General features: G+C 37.7%; 10 protein-coding genes. 4 read left to right on the top strand and 6 right to left on the bottom strand.

Features of this window, described 5'->3' with window-relative positions:
- Positions 1 to 385 precede the first annotated feature (385 nt).
- Positions 386 to 3307, bottom strand: coding sequence for a protein translocase subunit SecD (gene secD / locus QF004_RS13730; RefSeq protein WP_133440043.1), 2922 nt, complete (start codon positions 3305 to 3307; stop codon positions 386 to 388).
- Positions 3308 to 3951: 644 nt separating this feature from the next.
- Here secD and QF004_RS13725 point away from each other — a divergent pair.
- Both QF004_RS13725 and QF004_RS13720 read left to right on the top strand, forming a co-directional pair.
- Positions 3952 to 4938, top strand: coding sequence for an SDR family NAD(P)-dependent oxidoreductase (locus tag QF004_RS13725; protein WP_133440042.1), 987 nt, complete (start codon positions 3952 to 3954; stop codon positions 4936 to 4938).
- A 215-nt stretch (positions 4939 to 5153) separates the two neighbouring features.
- Positions 5154 to 5522 carry a glyoxalase gene (locus QF004_RS13720; protein WP_133440041.1) on the top strand — a complete coding sequence of 123 codons (369 nt, stop codon included), beginning with the start codon at positions 5154 to 5156 and terminating at the stop codon, positions 5520 to 5522.
- A 77-nt stretch (positions 5523 to 5599) separates the two neighbouring features.
- Here QF004_RS13720 and QF004_RS13715 read toward each other — a convergent pair whose 3' ends face one another.
- The 5 genes from QF004_RS13715 to dgt form a co-directional block, all read right to left on the bottom strand.
- Positions 5600 to 6295, bottom strand: a complete 696-nt coding sequence (locus QF004_RS13715) for a DedA family protein (protein ID WP_133440040.1) — start codon at positions 6293 to 6295, stop codon at positions 5600 to 5602.
- Positions 6296 to 6359: 64 nt separating this feature from the next.
- On the bottom strand, positions 6360 to 7472 hold the full coding sequence (gene prfB, locus QF004_RS13710) for a peptide chain release factor 2 (protein WP_307427413.1): 1113 nt from the start codon (positions 7470 to 7472) through the stop codon (positions 6360 to 6362).
- A gap of 293 nt (positions 7473 to 7765) precedes the next feature.
- Positions 7766 to 8440 (bottom strand): hypothetical protein, encoded by a 675-nt coding sequence (locus tag QF004_RS13705; RefSeq protein WP_307427410.1) that lies wholly within the window; start codon positions 8438 to 8440, stop codon positions 7766 to 7768.
- 157 nt (positions 8441 to 8597) lie between these two features.
- Positions 8598 to 9494, bottom strand: coding sequence for an SPFH domain-containing protein (locus QF004_RS13700; protein ID WP_133440037.1), 897 nt, complete (start codon positions 9492 to 9494; stop codon positions 8598 to 8600).
- Between the two features lie 69 nt (positions 9495 to 9563).
- Positions 9564 to 10919: a dGTP triphosphohydrolase gene (dgt, locus tag QF004_RS13695; RefSeq protein WP_307427405.1), complete on the bottom strand. Its 1356-nt coding sequence runs from the start codon at positions 10917 to 10919 to the stop codon at positions 9564 to 9566.
- 824 nt (positions 10920 to 11743) lie between these two features.
- Between dgt and QF004_RS13690 the strand changes: the two genes are divergently transcribed.
- Together QF004_RS13690 and QF004_RS13685 are read left to right on the top strand one after the other, a co-directional pair.
- Entirely contained in the window at positions 11744 to 13024 is a 1281-nt protein-coding gene (locus QF004_RS13690; protein WP_307427402.1) for a TolC family protein, read from the top strand.
- Positions 13024 to 13962, top strand: a complete 939-nt coding sequence (locus QF004_RS13685) for an HlyD family secretion protein (RefSeq protein WP_307427399.1) — start codon at positions 13024 to 13026, stop codon at positions 13960 to 13962. The genes QF004_RS13690 and QF004_RS13685 overlap by 1 nt, the downstream gene beginning before the upstream one ends.

The following is a 13962-nucleotide window of genomic DNA, read 5'->3' as shown; positions in this document are numbered from 1 at the left end:
GATGATCTGAACTTCTGAAAATTTACTGTTTTTCATAGTCTTTCAAATTTAAAAACTATATTTTTAAATGATCCTATTTTTGGGGAAGATTACAGAGTGTTTTTATACTTTTCCCTTTTGTTACTTTTGTGGTTGGAAAATTCAATAATAATTTTTTATCATGTAGTAAAATTTTTAATAATAAAATAAAGATACGGCTTTCTTAATATCAGTAAACTATCAGTTTACTTTAAAACACTACGGATCCATCCTCAAGATTTGAGACGGATTCAAAAAAAATAGGCGTAGACGGCTCAAAAAGCTGCCCAAATAAAAAAACAAACCCAATTTTCCCACAAAAAAAATGTCCCTCTTTCGAAGGACATTTGTTATCTGAACAGAAAATTTATTTCTTAGTTCTCTTGTCGATTACTTCAACATCTACAGAAGTTTTTCCGTGTGGAGTTTCTTCTTTCCCTTTTCCTTTCAGGAAATCATAGGCGATTGCTGAAGAGATAAAGATCGACGAATAGGTACCGAATCCAATACCGAGTAATAAGGCAAACATGAATCCTCTTAGGTTTTCTCCACCGAATATGAAGATGGCCAAGATGACCAGGATCGTAGTAAATGAGGTGTTGAAGGTTCTACCCAAAGTACTGGAAATAGAATCATCAAACAACCCTGCCAAAGTAGTGGATTTTTTCTCTCTTAAATATTCCCGGATTCTGTCAAATACAATTACGGTATCATTGATGGAATATCCAAGAACGGTAAGAATTGCCGCAATGAAATCCTGATTAATCTCCATGTTAAACGGCATGTATTTGTGCAGTAATGAATATACTCCGAGAATAACAATGGCGTCATGCGCAAGACCTGCGACGGCTCCCAAAGAGAACTGCCATTTGGTAAACCGCACCAAAATATAAAGGAAGATTCCCGCTAAGGCCGCAATTACGGCGAACATTCCACCGGTTTTGATGTCGTCTGCAACCGTTGGACCTACTTTGGTTGAAGAAACAATTCCTGCATGATCTTTATCTGCCGCTTTGAAATCCTGTAAAGTCATGTTAGCAGGAAGATTCGGTTTTAAACCTTCATATAATTTCTGCTCGATGGTTTGATCGGCTTTCAGGGATTCATCATCAATTAAATAATCCGTAGATATTTTTAACTGGTTACCGCTTCCGAAAGTTTTCGCTTCTACAGCAGATAGTTTTCCGTCTTGGGTAGCAAATATTTTAATTAAAGCTTCTTCTGTTTTTGTTGCATCAACAGGTTTATCGAATTTCACTACGTAGTTTCTACCTCCCGTAAAGTCGATTCCATATTTAAATCCGTTGACTGCGATTGAAAGTAAACTTCCAACGGTAAGGAACGCAGAAATGATGTAAGCATATTTTCTTTTTCCGATAAAGTCAATCCAGACATTTCTGAATAAATTCTTCGTTAGAGGAGTCCATACAGAAAGTCCTTTACCTTTGTTCAGTCTCGCAAAAATCATCACTCTTGATAACAGTACCGAAGTAAAGAAGGTCATCAGAATACCGATGATCAATGTTACCGCAAATCCTTTAATTGGACCTGTTCCGAAAATATACAGAACAACTGCCGTTAAAATCGTAGTCGAGTGACCGTCGATAATCGCTGATAAAGCGTGTTTGAAACCGTCTTTATAAGCTTCCAGAATATTTTTACCGGCGAAGAGTTCTTCTTTGGTTCTTTCATAAATAATTACGTTGGTGTCCACCGCCATCGCCATGGAGAGCACGATACCTGCGATACCAGGCAAAGTTAAGGTCGCATCTACAGAATCCATGATTCCGAAGATGTAGAATAAGTTAATCACCATTGCGATTACTGCGTAAACTCCTGCTCCACCGTAGTAGAAAATAATATAGGCAACAATTACCAAAAAGGCAATCAGGAATGAAAGCATCCCTGCATCGATTGACTGCTGGCCTAATGATGGTCCAACCACATCTGCCTGTACTATTTTTGCACTTGCAGGCAATTTACCAGCTCCCAGAACATTTACCAAATCCTGCGCTTCTTCCTGGGAGAAGTTTCCAGAAATCTGGGTTCTGCCGTTCGGGATTTCATTAACAACATTTGGCGCTGTATAAACAACATTATCCAAAGTAACCGCTACCGATTTGTTTACGTTTTTGGCCGTCATGGCTTTCCATTCTTTAGAACCTTTAGAGTCCATCTGCATGTCGACAACTACTCTACCCATTTCGTCATAGTTTACTCTCGCAGATTCCACCGCACCGTCAACCGGCGCTTTCTGGTTGATATTACCACGGATTGCATAAAGCACTAAATTATTTGCGTCGGTAGATTCCGGCTTATAGCCCCACATGAATTGGGTATATTTAATATTCGCAGGACGAAGGTCTTTTGCAATTTTTGAGTTTAATATTTTATTAACTGCAGCAGTATCTGATAATTTAATGTTACCAACTCCACTTGATCTTAAAGAGTTCAACTGAAGCATATTCATTAAATTGGTATTTTTTGCAACACCGATAGAATCTGCTTTCAAAGGAACAATCGTTGATAACTGTTCTAAATAAGGGATAACTTCCTGTACAGTCTGTACTTCCCAAAACTGTAACTTAGCAGAAGTCGCCAACATTTTCTTTACACGGTCGATATCTTTGCTCCCCGGCATTTCCACGGAGATTCTACCTGTTCCGGGAACACGCTGAACGTTTGGCTGGGTGACTCCCATTTTATCGATACGCGTTCTGATTACTTCATAAGCAGCTCCTTCAGAAGCACTAATTTTTCTTCTGACGATATTTTTAACTTCCTCATCAGATGAGTTGTATTTAATTTCTGTAAGATTGGTATTCCCGAAGATTTCCGGATCAGCCAGTTTCAGATTGGTTCCTTTTTCTTTATTCACCAGTTCAAACTCGGTAAAGAAATTCTCGATATAGTTTTTCGTAGAATTTTTCTGGTCTTTTTCGGTTCTGTCCAGCGCTTCCAAAAGAATCGGATTCGTAGAATATTGGGTTAAATCGTTCACCAAATCTCTTTGGTTGATTTCCAAAAGAACGTTGATCCCTCCTTTCAAATCCAGACCCAACTTCATTTCTCTTTCTTTTGCTCTGGAATAATACAGTTTTGTAAATCCGAGATTCAGAGTGTCTTTAGACAGACGGGCGATCTCCCTGTTATATTTTTCGGGGTTGTTTCCCGCAACAGCAGTGGCCTGTCTTTCAACTTTACCAGCATACCATGTTGGTAACAATTCGTTAAGACAAATAAGTCCCAGAATAATCGCAACCAGCTTAATAAGTCCTTTTCCTTGCATCGTTAATAGTTTACAACATTAAAATTATAGTCGGCAAATATAATGATTTTCAATATAATTTAGGATTATTTAACAATTGATTTTCGAAATTTCACAAACCAAGGGGCAGAAAGCTTTAACTCAGCGATGAAAATTCAAACCTGTCGATGCATAATCCTTACTGTTTTTCGGGAAACAATACTATTTATGTAATCATCCATTTTAAAATCCCGGACGGCTGAAGCGAATTTTGGTTATATTTTTTGAATGCTTTTCGTAAAAAATCCGGTTTTTTTCAGTTAGAACTCAGCGCGCGAAGTAAGCTGTTGCGCTTTTTACCCTTGCTTCAAATCCTTTGTAATTGAGTGTTTTTCGGGCATAAAAATTTCGCGAATGTTGGCCAATTACGGTAATCTTCTATTGCAAAAAGGGTCATGAAACGATTATAATAAAGAGCATTCGGGCTCACAGTCAGGGAGTGACTTTCGTTAAAATGACAGATTTCAAAATATGATTTGTGGCCTAAAGAAGTGATAATCTGAAAAAAAGATTTCAAGAGCAAGCATTCTCTTTCCGTTCAAAAAAAGTTATTAATTTAATTTTATAATCAATTGCATAATAATTGATAGTATCTGTGCATCAATCTAACATTACAATTTATCATTATGGAAAATAAAGAAATAAACCACGGGGAATTACGTGGAAAAACAGTCGTCATCACCGGAGGCACAAGTGGCGTTGGAAGAGCCGCCGCAGAAGCATTCGCGCTGGAAGGCTGCAATGTGGTAGTTGCCGCCAGAGGCCGCGAAGGACTGGATGAGACTGTCGCATTGTGTCACGATTTAGAAGTAGTGGCCCTGGGCGTTCAGACTGATGTTTCCGATGCGCAGCAAGTTCAGCATCTGGCAGAACAGGCACTGCAGTTTAATGGCCGGATTGATATCTGGATCAATAACGCCGGTGTTATGGCAAGTGGTAAATTTGAAGAAATCCCGGTCGAAACGATGGATCAACTGGTAAGAACCAATTTATTAGGATTTTTACACGGTGCCCATACCGTTCTTCCTATTTTCAAAAAGCAGAAAGAAGGGATTTTAATTAATAATATTTCAATCGGCGGATGGATGCCGGCTCCTTATTCAACCGCCTATTCGAGTACCAAATTTGGAATCCGCGGAATGGTAGAAGGGTTACAGGGCGAAGTTTCAGATGAACCGAACATTCATATTGTCGGAATGTATCCCGGAATTCAAAGATCAACAGGAAATATGCACTCTGCCAAATATTCGGGTCTGGATTTTAAAATTCCACCTTTTTCCAGCGATCCGCGCGAACTGGCTGCGCAAATGGTAGAAGCGGCAAAAAATCCGAAGAAAAGCATTATCACAGATGGTTATGCCCACGTGATGAAAGTTCTTTACGGTTTATTTCCCAAAGCGATTATCAACACTGCATCGGCAGCTTTAAGACTGGCGATGAAACCGGATGCAGAAACCAATACGGACGGAAACGTCAATTATCAATCAAAAGATCCGATGAGGATTTACGGTGAACTCGCGATTCCTGTTCCTTCACGAAAAACAAAAACCGTCATGATGATGGTTACCGGTATTGCATTAGGATTTTTCTATATTAAATCAAAGAAAAGATAAGCTACAATCTTTACGACTCCTACTAATTAAGGATTTACAGTACACCCCAAAAGCAAGAAACTCTTCTTGCTTTTGGGCTTTAAAAACGATAAAAAGGCATTAAAGTATTCATTGGCGGAAATCGTAACTTATTCACTCCTAAAAAAAATAACGCGGTGAAATCACTCCCTGTTTCAATTTCAAAAGCTTTACATTTACTGCAAAGAAAAAATTAAATGATCACTAAAATTGATTTAAGGGAAACTTTAGAAATTCCTGTTTTAGAAACGAGTTCCGCAATTGAGCAATTTCAGAATCAATCCTTACGACCGGTTTTAAAATTACAAAATGAACTCTATCTGAAATTATTTTCAACGTACTGTGCGCGCCAAAATCCAGATTTCAATTCTTTATCCGCAGCAAAAAAGAGAACTTTCATCGAACAGAGTTTACTGAAAGACAGCGTTCTGAAAAACACCTTCATCGGAATAACGATTGGCATGCTGACCCTTTCCGAATTGGATCTGTATATTTTGGAAAGCAAAGAGTATAACAGAAGAATGATCACCATGCTGACCGAAAGAATAAAGGACCAGACAAAGTAATCCTCATTACTTCATTCCAGATTAAAAAAAACAGCATTGTAAAAAATGCTGTTTTTATATTTTAAAAGAAAAAATCTTTATTTAGAAATATCCGCGTCCTGTTTTACTTCTTCTTTCTTTTTTCCGAAGAAAAATTTTGCGATGATCGGAACAGTTGTAATCAATACAATAATAATGATGATCATTTCTAAATGCGATTTCAAATCAATATCAAACTGAGTTTTGAATAAGGCATCTAAATAATGTCCCGCGAAAATTAACGAAAATGACCACAAAAAAGCACCGATAATATTATCGATTAAAAACCGGGTTTTATCCATTTTCACGATGCCGGCTACAATCGGCGTAAATGTTCTGACGATGGGTAAGAATCTCGCCATAATTACTGCCAAAGCGCCATGTTGTTCGAAAAAATCGTGTGCCTGAAAAAGGTATTTCTTTTTGAAAAGGAATGAATCTTCTTTTTTGTAAAGAGCTGGTCCGGCTTTAAGCCCAAACCAATAACCAATTTCATTACCAATTACAGCAGCAACTGCCACTGCGGTAGCTAAAATGGTAGTATCTAATAAATTACTTCCTGTACCACCGAAAGTTTCTTTAACAATTTCTACCGCATATATACCTGATACAAAAAGCAAACTGTCACCAGGGAGGAAAAACCCTACAAACAAACCCGTCTCTGCGAAGATAATAAATAAAATGAGCCAAAAACCACCCATCTTTATATAAAATTCAGGATTTAAAAGATCCTTCCAACTTTCGAAATGCTCCATGGTGGCAAAGATAATAAAAGACAGCGTCTATCGATATTAAGTATTTGTTAAAGTTTCTTAAAGTTTAGATTAAAAAATCATCCTCTTGGGCAGCAGTTCCATCAGCCATCAGGAATGCTTTCAGAAAAGGCGTTAAATCACCGTTCATCACGCCATCCACATCTGAGGTTTCGTAACCGGAACGCACATCTTTCACCAGTTTGTAAGGATGCATCACATAATTCCTGATCTGGCTTCCCCACTCGATTTTCATCTTTCCTGCCTCAATTTCATTTCTTGCTTTCATGCGCTCTTCGAGTTCCATTTCATATAAACGGGAACGCAACAACTGCATTGCTTTTTCTTTATTTTGAAGCTGGGAACGGGATTCGGAATTCTCAATAATAATTCCGGTCGGCGCATGACGCAGCCGGACTGCGGTTTCCACTTTATTTACATTTTGCCCACCTGCGCCGCTGGAACGCATGGTTTCAAAGGAAATATCAGCCGGATTAATATTAATTTCAATGGTATCATCAACCAAAGGATACACGTATACCGACACAAAACTGGTATGCCGTTTCGCATTCGAATCGAACGGTGAAATCCTCACTAGACGGTGAACACCATTTTCTCCTCTTAAATATCCAAAAGCAAATTCACCGTCGATTTCTAAAGTTACCGTTTTCACACCGGCAACCTCGCCTTCCTGATAATTCAGTTCTCGGATTTTATATCCCTGATTTTCTGCCCACATGGTGTACATCCTCATCAGCATCGAAGCCCAATCGCAGCTTTCTGTGCCTCCTGCTCCTGCCGTGATCTGCAGAACGGCAGAAAGTTCATCGCCTTCGTTGGAAAGCATGTTTTTAAATTCTAAATCTTCAATCTTCTTTATAAGTACCGGGAAAGATTCGTTCAGTTCTTTTTCGGAATCCGGATCTTCTTTGGCAAATTCCATCAATACCTGAATATCTTCAAAACGCGCGAAAATTTCTTCGTAATCGTTGACCCATTTTTTCTTGGACCGAAGTTGCTTCATAAAAACTTCTGCTTCTTTCGGATGATTCCAAAATTCTGGTGACACCGTTTTTTCTTCGTCGTTTGCAATTTCAATTTTTTTTCGGTCGATTTGTAAATATTTATACAATTCGCCGATTCTGGATTGAACGTCTTTTATTTGGTCGCTGTTAATCATAAGTCATGCAAAAATACTTAAAAATGTTTTAAACAGAAATGAATTCCTTTTGGATAAAGTGAAAGATGGTTTTGGCATTAAAGGTTACCATTGTCTAAGTGCCTGTTTAAATCTGTTTTAAAACCACAATAATTACAAAAGCGATCACATTATTTAAGTTTTTCGAAAGTTCAAAAAAAGGAACTTTAAATATTTTTCATCATTTTAAAACAGGCTCTAACAATTATATTAAAAGTTAAAAAGCAAAAGCCCGAAAATGATTCGGGCTTTTCTATTCTGTTATAAAAAATTAATTATTTAAAAACATTTCTTTCGACCTCAATCGCTTTTTTCACCGCCTGCTCAATTCTGCCTTTAGCGTTTGCAAAATCAGGTGCCGTATTCCACTTTCCTTTTATAATTTCAGTTTGTGGATTATCATTCGCAAAATAAAGAGAATTGTCTTTTAAATTGATTACCCGGTTAGACACATAAGCATATCCTGCTCTGCCCGTTTCCACCATACTGTAATAACTGATCATCGCACCCCAATTTACATTAACAAACACGACATCATCAACCCCATATTTTTCCTTAAGATATCTCATATCATAATTGTAATATTTTTTAGATTCTTCTTTATTGCCTTTAAATTTCTCCGCTGTTTTGGGATCAAATTTTTCATCGATAATGACCACTTCTTTTCCTCTCGTTTTTAAAGTTTCGGAGTAAATGTCGATAAGTTCATTTTTAAATTTAATCTCTTTATTAACATGGTCTAAAAGAGGCTGGTACTTATCTCCTGAAGTTACCGCCAAATCCAGTAATCCCTGAGATCCTTCCCGGAATTTCTGGGGATCATTGACATTTACAAAAATGCCCACTTTTGACGGTTTCTGAAAGTATTCAGCATTCATGGGTACATTGGTGACACAGGAAACCAAGATAAAGAGCAGCGCTACAAGGCTAAGAAAATTGATTTTTTTCATATATTTTTTTCTCAAAAGTATTAATCTTTTTTTTAAATCGAAAATACTTTTTAAAATAAATATCTCATCTTATATAAATAACTCATTTTTCAAAATTTCCGCCAAAAAAAACCAACTCCGAAAAGTTGGTTTTAATTATATAACATAGAAAGTTCTCTTATTCTTTAATATGTTCCATTTGCTGGGTGGCAGCCATAGAAACCATTAAATCATTTAATAAAGTACTTGCGGAATTTGGCGAATTCGGCAACAATACCAAGCTGCTTTTGTTCGTGGAACCAATTGCCTGAAGCGTATCATAATGCTGTGTTACCACAATTAAAGCAGAAGCTTCCTGTGCATTGATATTCGCTTCGTTCAGCATTTTCACGGATTCTACCAAACCGGCGGCGATTTCTCTCCGCTGATCGGCAATACCTTGACCCTGTAATTTTTTAGATTCCGCTTCAGCTTTCGCTACGGCAACAATTCTGATTTTCTGTGCTTCAGATTCGTATTCTGCAGCCGTTTTTTCACGTTCCGCAGCATTAATTCTGTTCATCGCATGTTTCACCTGTTCATCGGGATCGATATCGGTTACCAACGCTTTGATAATGTCATAACCATAACTTTGCATCGCTTCCTGAAGTTCTCCTTTGACTGCAATTGCAACGTCGTCTTTTCTTACGAAAACATCATCCAGTTTCAACTTTGGGACTTCCGCTCTTACTACGTCAAAAACGTAAGAGGTGATTTGGTTTTCCGGATTTTCTAACCGGTAAAAAGAGTCGGCAACCTGCGAGGCGATAACTTGATACTGAACGGAAACTTTCATTCTGATGAAAACGTTGTCCAAAGTTTTGGTATCAATAATCACATCTAACTGCTGAATTCTCAGATTCATTCTTTTGGCAACCTGATCGATGAACGGAATTTTTAAATGTAAACCCGATTGGCGTACGGTATGAAATTTCCCTAAGCGCTCTACAATTGCAGCGGTTGCCTGCTTCACCGTAAAAAAGGAGGCAAATAAAACAACAAGGGCGAAAAAGATAATAAATCCTAAATAAGTCATTGGAATTTTTTTAATGGTTTTTATTAAATCGTTTTGATTTTGGATAAAGATAATTAAAATTTCGCGAATTTACATCGTCATTCCGATATCAATTCCTTTAATTTTTCTATATAAATCAGTCGCGAAATTGTCGGTCATCCCGGAAACGAAATCAATTACACCGAGAACTTTTTGGTAATCAGATGCATCTTCATACAGAAACTGTTTGGGCAAAAGCTTCAAAGCCATTTTATCGTAAGATTTCCGCTGGGATTTCTCTGTCAAAATCGGCGGAATAAAATGATTCAGCAATTCGTACATTACGTTATAACCGGCATTTTCTATTTCGATGACGTTTTTATGATTGTAAATTTTATCAATTGAAAAGTTTTCGATTTCCTGCAAAGACGGATTGTCAATTTTATAAATATCAAGCAGTGCTTTGTCTAATGTGCCGTGTAAAATATCCAGAAAACGTTCCTGATAAATCTGAATGGATTTATTAATCAATGCATTGATTACTTTTGCTCTTAAGTAAGAAATTCTCTCATTAGCATTGGTCAAAATCGCTAATTTATCTTCTACTCTTTTGGTATTTCCATTTTCGGATTTTATCAGTTCGAGGAACAGATTTTCGCAGTCAGAAGTAGAAACAATTCCCAACCGGTGCGCATCTTCCATATCGATGATGTTGTAGCAAATATCATCAGCAGCTTCTACCAGCCACACAAAAGGATGTCTTTTAAAAATCGTTGGCTCCTCACTTTCCTGATGAAGATGAACCGATTTTGCAATGTTCAGAAAGGTCTCTTTTTCATTTTGAAAAAAACCGAATTTCTTGCGGTGAATGATCCCTTTTTTCTTGGCAATTGCTTCACACGGATATTTTGCAATACTTGCAAGCGTGGTATACGTTAATTGCGTTCCGCCTTCATCTTTCCCGTTCTGTTGGTGAGTTAAAACCCTTATAGCATTGGCGTTTCCTTCGAAATTCACCAGATCCTGCCATTCTTTTTCGTTGAATTTCCCTTTTAAATCTTTTTCATTTTTTTCAAAATAACTGGCAATGGCATCTTCGCCAGAATGTCCGAATGCAGGATTTCCTACATCATGACACAAACAGGCGGCAGCAATGACATTGTGTAAATTATGCTGATAAAAATTCTGGGCATTCTCATCGAGATCATTTTTATAATTGTTAAAAATAAAATCTCCGACGGCACTTCCCAAACTTCGGCCAACAGAAGAAACTTCCAGAGAATGCGTCAGTCGGTTGTGTACAAAAACACTTCCGGGAAGCGGAAAAACCTGGGTTTTATTCTGTAATCTTCGGAATGCCGCTGAAAAAATAATACGGTCAAAATCTCTCTGGAAATCGGTTCGCGAAGCTGAAGTTGCGGGATGGTTTCCGGTCCGCTGATGGGTAAATAGGCTGTTTAAAATCATAATATTCACCCAAAAATAATGCTTAATTTTAATTAATAAAAGTTTTTAAGATGAAAGTTTATTTTTCACCGCTGCCACTGATAATTTTCTTTTGGAAGGCAAATACTTCAAACAGTTAAGAATCTTCTTAAAACACAGCATAATAATATTTTACCGCAGGAAACCAGAATTATTGCTTTCAATTTGGATGCGAAATAATTAAGGTTGTAGGAACATCTAAAATTGACCGCACAACACCAAGTGAATTCTTTGAGGTGACGGTTAGATTTTGCAACTGCGCAAAACTGTCTTCTCCCGGATTATGAGCCTTTATTTCTTCAATAAAGGTCTTTATCTGTTTTCTTCTCTTTTTTTACATCCACCAACCAAAACCGGAAAACAGGTTTGGAACTTTGCAAAAGTATATTCCGGATAAATTCTGTGCCGAGATCAAAATCATCGGTAGGGTTAACCATCTCAAATGGAAATAAAGTCGCCTATTGGGCAAAATTGCAGTTTGAGTTTTGTTGCAAAATGTTGTCACAAACGACTGCTCATCTGCTATATGTATAATTTATTTTTATAAATATATAACTGTACAGACTTAATAAATCCGAAATTTAATATAATAATAAACGTACACTCCATACATCTGCCTGTGGATATGGAGTACAAAAAAAAGTGAAAATTTTAAAATGATGACCCGTGATCCATAAACACGGCCTAAACAGCCAACATCAGGATTCACCTGCATTGATGATTCCATAGAAACATTTACCTGCCAAAAGTTCAATAAGGATTGCATTATGATAAAACCAACAAATTCGCTCAGGAGGAAATTTACAATGGCAACCATTATATCTGTTGTCATGCTTTTTGGCAGACACCATATCCATGCACAGGAGCCTGCAAAAGTTGACATCGCATCAGCCTACCAACTGGCCTACAAAAATTATCCGCTCATCCAGCAGGCGCACCTGATTGCAAAAACAGCTGAATATTCTGTTGCCAATGCAGCCAAAGGATATCTGCCTACTTTATCCATTAACGGGCAAGCTACTTACCAGTCTACGGTGACTGATTTTCCGCTGAACAACCCTCTTTTTACATTACCTAATTACAGAAAGGATCAATATAAAATCTACGGTGAAATAAACCAGGTGATCTATGATGGCGGGCGCATATCCAATCAAAAAAAAGCTGCAAAAGCCAACGAAACCGTTCAGCAGCAAAATCTGAAAATCGAATTATACACTTTATACGACCGTATTAACCAATTGTTTTTTGGCGCTGTAATCATTGATGAACAGTTAAAAATCAACGGTTTATTGAAATCTGATATTCAGAATGGAATCGACAAGACCAAAGCTTTGGTTGCAAACGGTGTCGCCTACCGAAGCAATGTGGATGAACTTACTGCCCAACTGTTACAGGCGGAACAGTCTCAGATAGAATTAAATGCCACAAAAAAAGCATACCTGGGTATGCTGAGTTTATTCATCAATGTTCCTCTTGATGAAAACTCTATTCTTGAAAAACCGGCCGCTCCCATCATTTCAGAAGAAATCAACCGGCCGGAAATTTTATTTTATGATGCGCAGAAAAAAATAGATGATTTGCAGGAACAACTTTTAAAAATACAGCTTCGGCCGAGACTTGGCTTTTTTGTTCAGGGCGGATATGCGCGCCCGGGTCTCAACCCACTGAGCAACGATTTTTCCTGGTATTATATTGGCGGACTCAGATTAAATTGGGACCTGGGAGGTTTATATACCTTACAAAATCAAAAGAAAATACTGGCTCTAAACAAAGAAACACTTGACATACAAAAGGAAACTTTTCTGTTCAACACCAAAATTTCCCAAAAACAACAACGCGCCAGCATCGAAAAATATGCAGAACTTTTTAAAAAAGACGACGCTATCATTGCTTTACTCGAATCTGTAAAAAAGGCAGCTGCCGCACAGTTGGAAAACGGAGTTTTAAGCGCTCACGATTACATCAATGAAGTCAATGCAGAGAATAAAGCCCGACAGACCCGTATCCTTCATGAAATAAAGCTTTTACAGGATCAGTACAATTATCAAAGCACCACAGGAAACATTCAAACGCTAAACAATCAATAATGAAAATCAGGAGCTTTTTATACACCGTTCTACTGGGTCTGACTGTCACGGGATGCAATTCAAACAATGCATTGTATGATGCCGAAGGTACCTTTGAGGTAGATGAAGTCATCGTTTCATCGGAAGTACCGGGTAAGATAATATCCCTAAATGTGGAGGAAGGCTCAATACTTAAAAAAGGGAGCGTTGTAGGTGTGATCGACTCTATCCCTCTTAATTTACAAAAAGCGCAGGTGGAGGCCACTATGGCTGCATTACATCAAAAAACAATGGACGTAAGACCTCAGGTTAAAATGCTCAAAGATCAAATTGCGGTACAGAAAGTTCAGCTCGCTAATGCAATCCATGAAAAAAAACGTACCGAAAGATTATTAAAAGCAGACGCGGCTACCGGCAAACAACTGGATGACTGGAATAATGCAATCGAGGTACTGCAAAAACAAATAAAAGTGCAGGAACAACAGATAAAAGTGCAGGAAACCACAACAGCTGTCCAAAACAGTTCGGTACTGAGCGAATTTAAGCCCTTAAAAAAATCGGTAGCACAAATTAACGATCAGCTGAAAAGAACAAACATCAGCAATCCAATAAACGGAACTGTACTCACAAAATATGCAATGGCTGGCGAAATGACCGCCATAGGAAAACCCGTGTATAAAATCGGTGATTTATCTGTAATTACCTTAAGGGCTTATATTACAGAAACACAACTGGCACAAATCAAACTAAACCAACAGGTAAAAGTACTGGTAGACAGCAGTCCGAATTCTTACAGAACATACACCGGTACCATTATCTGGATCTCTGATAAAGCAGAATTTACCCCCAAAACCATTCAGACCAAAGAAGAACGGGCTAATCTTGTTTATGCGGTTAAGATTCACGTAAAGAACGATGGTTATTTGAAAATCGGAATGTATGGTAATGTAAAATTTTAA

This window comes from Chryseobacterium sp. MDT2-18 (assembly GCF_030815285.1).
In the GTDB taxonomy this organism is placed as follows: domain Bacteria; phylum Bacteroidota; class Bacteroidia; order Flavobacteriales; family Weeksellaceae; genus Kaistella; species Kaistella salivictor.
Note: the sequence above shows the minus strand (reverse complement) of the source record. Positions and strands in the feature narration are given on the sequence as shown.

What these genes read in the sequence shown, in the direction of transcription:
- secD (WP_133440043.1), bottom strand. Translation starts at nt 3,307, where the DNA reads ATGCAAGGAAAAGGACTTATTAAGCTGGTTGCGATTATTCTGGGACTT.
- QF004_RS13725 (WP_133440042.1), top strand. Translation starts at nt 3,952, where the DNA reads ATGGAAAATAAAGAAATAAACCACGGGGAATTACGTGGAAAAACAGTC.
- QF004_RS13720 (WP_133440041.1), top strand. Translation starts at nt 5,154, where the DNA reads ATGATCACTAAAATTGATTTAAGGGAAACTTTAGAAATTCCTGTTTTA.
- QF004_RS13715 (WP_133440040.1), bottom strand. Translation starts at nt 6,295, where the DNA reads ATGGAGCATTTCGAAAGTTGGAAGGATCTTTTAAATCCTGAATTTTAT.
- prfB (WP_307427413.1), bottom strand. Translation starts at nt 7,472, where the DNA reads ATGATTAACAGCGACCAAATAAAAGACGTTCAATCCAGAATCGGCGAA.
- QF004_RS13705 (WP_307427410.1), bottom strand. Translation starts at nt 8,440, where the DNA reads ATGAAAAAAATCAATTTTCTTAGCCTTGTAGCGCTGCTCTTTATCTTG.
- QF004_RS13700 (WP_133440037.1), bottom strand. Translation starts at nt 9,494, where the DNA reads ATGACTTATTTAGGATTTATTATCTTTTTCGCCCTTGTTGTTTTATTT.
- dgt (WP_307427405.1), bottom strand. Translation starts at nt 10,919, where the DNA reads ATGATTTTAAACAGCCTATTTACCCATCAGCGGACCGGAAACCATCCC.
- QF004_RS13690 (WP_307427402.1), top strand. Translation starts at nt 11,744, where the DNA reads ATGGCAACCATTATATCTGTTGTCATGCTTTTTGGCAGACACCATATC.
- QF004_RS13685 (WP_307427399.1), top strand. Translation starts at nt 13,024, where the DNA reads ATGAAAATCAGGAGCTTTTTATACACCGTTCTACTGGGTCTGACTGTC.